The following is a 4,601-nucleotide window of genomic DNA, read 5'->3' as shown; positions in this document are numbered from 1 at the left end:
GCGCCGCCCTGCCGCCATTCACCAATCGTTCACCTGAAATTTCTATGATTTTGCCGGGATCGCCGCGATTATCGCCGATATGGTATGGTGGCGGCGCCTCTGTCGCCGGGTGCGGCAAAGCGCGGAAATCCGGGGGTTTTCGCGGGCAGACGAGTGAGCGAGCATGAAGGAACTGTTGAAACGGGTTTTCGCCAGGCCGGCGATCGCGACGGAATTGATCGTCGCGACCCTGTTCATCAACATCCTGGCCATGGCGAGCCCCCTGTTCGTCATGCAGGTGCTGAACCGATACGTCAGCCAGGGCGTGGACGCGACCCTGGCGACCCTGACGTCGGGCGTGCTGCTGGCCATCACCCTGGAATACCTGTTCCGACAGGCGCGCGGCTCCCTCGCCCGCGGCGTCAATGTGGAACCGGATGAAAAACTCGCCATCGCCGGTTACGGCATCCTGACCCAGGCACGCGCCGGCGACCTGGAACAGATTCCGCCGGAAACCCGGCGCGAAATGGTCAACGGCATGGCGTCGGTCGAACAAGCCTATTCATCGTCCAACATCGCGACCATCCTGGACGTGCCGTTCTCGCTGATTTTCGTGTTCGTGCTCTACCTGCTGCATCCCTTGATGGCGGTGGTGGTGCTGGCCTTTCTGGTCGGGGTGTTCGCGTTCGGCGTCTACGGTTCCATATCCATGCAGGAAAAGACCGCCGAATTGCAGAACGCCACCGGCGTCGGCAGCGCCCTTTTGGGCACGGCGACCCGCGAACAGGACCTGGTGCGCGCCTTCAACGCGGGATCGTTCCTGCGCCGGGCCTGGGAAAAGCACGTGCATTCGTCGCAGCGCCTGCGCCGCGACGTGACGTCGCGCCAGGGCATGATCCAGACCATCACGCAGACCGCCAACGGCCTGATGAGCGTCGCCGTCATCACCACGGGCGCCCTTCTGGTCGTCAGCGGCAACATGGACGTAGGCGCGATGATCGGCGCCAACATCCTGTCGGCGCGGGCGTTGCAGCCGGTCACCAAGCTGTCGCAGCTGGGCAGCGCCTTCGCCAAGGCGCGCCAGGCGCTGGCCATGTTCGCCGAACTGACCCGCGTGCCGCTGGAACCGGAAAAGGGATCCGCCGTCACCAAGTATTCCGGCGCCATCGAGCTGCGCGACCTTGCCTTCGGGTTCAAGGGAGCGCCCATGCCGCTGTTCGAATCCCTGAACCTGAAACTGGCGCCCGGCGACGTGCTGTTGGTGGTCGGCGACAACGGCAGCGGCAAGACGACCCTGGGCCGCATCATCCTGGGCCTGTTGGAACCGGACCGCGGCCAAATCCTGATCGACGGCCTGGACCTGAAGCAGGTCGCGCTGGAATGGTGGCGCCGTCAGGTCATCTACATGCCGCAGGAACCGGCCCTGTTGAACGCCACCATCGAGGAAAACCTGAAGGTCAACGCGCCCAACGTCGAAACCTCGGACCTCAACCGCATCATCGACGCCGTCGGCCTGCGCCGGTTCCTGGATGAAAGCCCGCAAAGCTTCGAAACGCCCGTGGTCGACAACGGCTGGCGGCTGTCCGAGGGCACCCGGCGGCGGCTCGGCCTGGCCCGGGCGCTGGCGACCAACGGGGCGCTGGCGGTGATCGACGAGCCAACGGAAAGCCTGGACGCCGACGGCTGCGCCGCCGTGCACAAGATCATGGGGTCCCTCGTCAAGCAGGGCCGCACCATCATCATCATGTCCCACGACAAGAACATCGTGCGCGGCGCCCATTATCTGTTGGACCTCAACCAAAAGCCCGTGCCCACGGTGCGTCACGTGCCGGGTGTTCAGGACCCGCAGGCCGCCCCGCGCCCCGCGCAGGCGGGCCCGGCGCAACCGGCCCCGGCGGCAGCCCCCGACCCCGCCGCGGCGGCGGAGGCCCAGGCCGATGTCACGCCCCTGCCCAACCCGCTGAGCACCCGCAAACGGGGCGGAGACTGACCATGGCCGGAAATCCCGTCGCCGCCACGGAACGGCTCAAGGAACTGATGGAGAAGGCCCGCGCCGTGCCCGAAGCGGCAGCGGCGACGGCAGCCGCCTACATGGCGAAGAAATCCGCCGACGGCGCCCCGCCCCCGCAAGAGCCCGCCCCCGACGGGGCAGGTGGGCCGGGCGGCGCGGAATCGCCCGGCGACGCCCCCGCCGGCGGGGGCTACCGGCCGTCGGAAATGATCCCGTTCAAGACCCATGCCGTGTTCGGGCTATGCGCGGCGATGGTCGTCAGCTTCGGCATCTGGTCGTCGATCAGCGAGATCGACATCGTTTCCATGGCTTTAGGCGAGGTCATTCCCTCGACCCAGGTCAAGACCATCCAGCATTTGGAAGGCGGCATCGTGCGCGCCATCAAGGTGGTCGAGGGCGGCAAGGTGACGGCGGGCCAGGAACTGGTCGTGCTGGAACCGACGGCGAGCAACGCCGACGTGGGCGAACTGGGCGAACGCCTGGTATCGCTGCGCTTCGATCTGGCGCGCCTGCGATCCCTGCTGCAAGGAGACCGTACCCTCACCCTGGACCCGGAACTGGTGCGCGACCGCCCCGACCTGGCCAATTCGGCGCGTCAGCGTTTTCAGGCGGATTTGGAAAAGCACCTCGGCGACCTCAAGCGCCAGAACGCCGCGATCGTGCAGCGGACCCAGGAAATCCACGAGATCAAGACCCGCATCGCCAACGCGGGCAAGAGCCTGAAACTGGTCGACGAGCAGGTGAAAATCAGCGAAGGCCTGTTGAAGCGCGACCTGACCAACCGATTTGTCCATCTGAACCTGTTGAAAGAGGCCGAACAGCTGCGCGGCGGGATCGAAACGGACGAGGCGTCGCTGCTGCGCGCCGACGCCGCCCGCAAGGAGGCCCAGGCGGTGCTGGAAAGCGTGACCAGCGAATTCAACAAGGAAACCCAGCGCCTGCTGGACGAGGCCCAGTTGAATTTCCGCGAACTGACCCAGCGCATCCAGAAATTCCGCGACAACTTGCAGCGCACGGTCGTGCGCTCGCCGGTGAACGGCACGGTCAAGACCCTGCATGTGGTCACCGTGGGCGGTGTGATCCGGCCGGGCGACCCGGTGGTCGACATCGTACCCGCGGGCGACAAGCTGATCATCGAGGCCAAATTGCAGACCCAGGACATCGGCTATGTCGTGCCGGGACAGGCGGCCATGGTCAAGCTGGCGTCGGGCGACGCCATGCGCTTCGGCGCCCTTAAGGGGACCGTGATCCACGTCAGCCCCGATACCCTGCAAACCCCCGACGGCAACCCCTACTACAAGGTCCGCATCGCCACGGAGAGCGACCATTTCAGCCGCGGCTCCCTGGTCTATAACCTGTTTCCCGGTATGCAGGTGGTGGCGAGCATCCAGACCGGCACGCGCACGGTGCTGCGCTATCTGGTCGATCCGCTGTTGGCCAACCTGGACGACGCCCTGGGCGAGCGCTGAGGGCCTTGCGGCCGGGATTCGGCGATTAATCTATTTTTTCGCGGCGGCTTTGCCAGCGGGCTTTTTCTTGGCCGGTGCGGCGGCATCCTTGCCGGCCGCATCCGCAGCCTGGCTTTTCAGCTTTTCACGGATATCGTTGGCGCCGTCGGCCACCCCACGCAACACGGCCTGAAGCTGGTTGGCCGGAATCAGCAGACGGGTGATCGGCCGAGAGGTGCCGGCCTCGACCTGTTGGGCCAGGGTAATGCGGAAAACCCCGTTCGCGTGCGACACGCTGGAGACGAGTTCGACAAAATGCTCGTCCAAATGTTCATCGGCCATGAAACGCCCCCTCGCCTCCGTTGCTCCCCACGGAATAATTGATTGTCGTTTGCTGGTCCTTGACGGTCAACAGGGTTGTGAAAATTGATAAATATCCCAATTTTATACGCGAAGCCCTGGAAACCGGGCGCATGAAACGCGGCGGATTTCCCTCAATCCATATCGATGACATTTGCAAAATACGTTGTAATAATATGCATACAATACTAATTTCTCCTTGAAAGTTCACTCCGGCCCATCCCCCGATGTGGTATAATCTTATGCAAGGTGGGAGGGCTAGCAAAGATAACGCGCACGGGTACAACCCAGGGGCGCAAAAAGGAAAACAAATGCCTAGAGCCTCAAGCAAGAATGAAAGCCACCGACAAAAGCGGCTTCCCCCAGGTGTCTCCAACCCGGTTGATATTCACGTCGGCCAACGCCTGCGTCTGCGCCGTACGCTCCTTGGCATGAGCCAGGAAAAGCTCGGCGACGCGGTTGGTCTGACCTTCCAGCAGATTCAGAAGTACGAACGCGGCGCCAACCGCATCGGCGCCAGCCGGTTATACATGTTCTCGCGCATTCTCGACGTGCCGGTCGCCTATTTCTTCGAGGAACTGCCGTCTCAGATACGCACCCACGAGGGACAGATGCAGATCGGTCTGTCCGATTTGCCGCAGGATGCGCTGGAGCGTGATCCCATGGCGCGCCGCGAGACCCTGGAATTGGTCCGTGCCTATTACGCCGTCGGCAACCCCAAGGTCCGGCGCCGGATCGTCGATCTTGTCCGCTCGCTCGGCGGCGAGGAAGACTGACCGCGCCCTTGACCTTCGGCGTCGGTT

Annotated in this window: 4 protein-coding genes; 3 read left to right on the top strand and 1 reads right to left on the bottom strand. The window is 63.9% G+C overall.

The genetic code is table 11. The annotated features are described in order from the left end of the window. Window positions 1–163 precede the first annotated feature (163 nt). Window positions 164–1,969: an ATP-binding cassette domain-containing protein gene (locus RJ527_11345; GenBank protein ID WND74635.1), complete on the top strand. Its 1,806-nt coding sequence runs from the start codon at window positions 164–166 to the stop codon at window positions 1,967–1,969. A gap of 2 nt (window positions 1,970–1,971) precedes the next feature. Then, window positions 1,972–3,459: an HlyD family type I secretion periplasmic adaptor subunit gene (locus tag RJ527_11340; protein ID WND74634.1), complete on the top strand. Its 1,488-nt coding sequence runs from the start codon at window positions 1,972–1,974 to the stop codon at window positions 3,457–3,459. 30 nt (window positions 3,460–3,489) lie between these two features. On the opposite strand, the gene RJ527_11335 is transcribed toward RJ527_11340, so the two are convergent. Next, window positions 3,490–3,780, bottom strand: coding sequence for a hypothetical protein (locus RJ527_11335; GenBank protein ID WND74633.1), 291 nt, complete (start codon window positions 3,778–3,780; stop codon window positions 3,490–3,492). 449 nt (window positions 3,781–4,229) lie between these two features. Between RJ527_11335 and RJ527_11330 the strand changes: the two genes are divergently transcribed. Next, on the top strand, window positions 4,230–4,574 hold the full coding sequence (locus RJ527_11330) for a helix-turn-helix transcriptional regulator (GenBank protein WND74632.1): 345 nt from the start codon (window positions 4,230–4,232) through the stop codon (window positions 4,572–4,574). Window positions 4,575–4,601 lie beyond the last annotated feature (27 nt).

This window comes from Thalassospiraceae bacterium LMO-SO8 (assembly GCA_031655335.1).
Classification (GTDB): Bacteria; Pseudomonadota; Alphaproteobacteria; order Rhodospirillales; family Casp-alpha2; genus UBA1479.
Note: the sequence above shows the minus strand (reverse complement) of the source record. Positions and strands in the feature narration are given on the sequence as shown.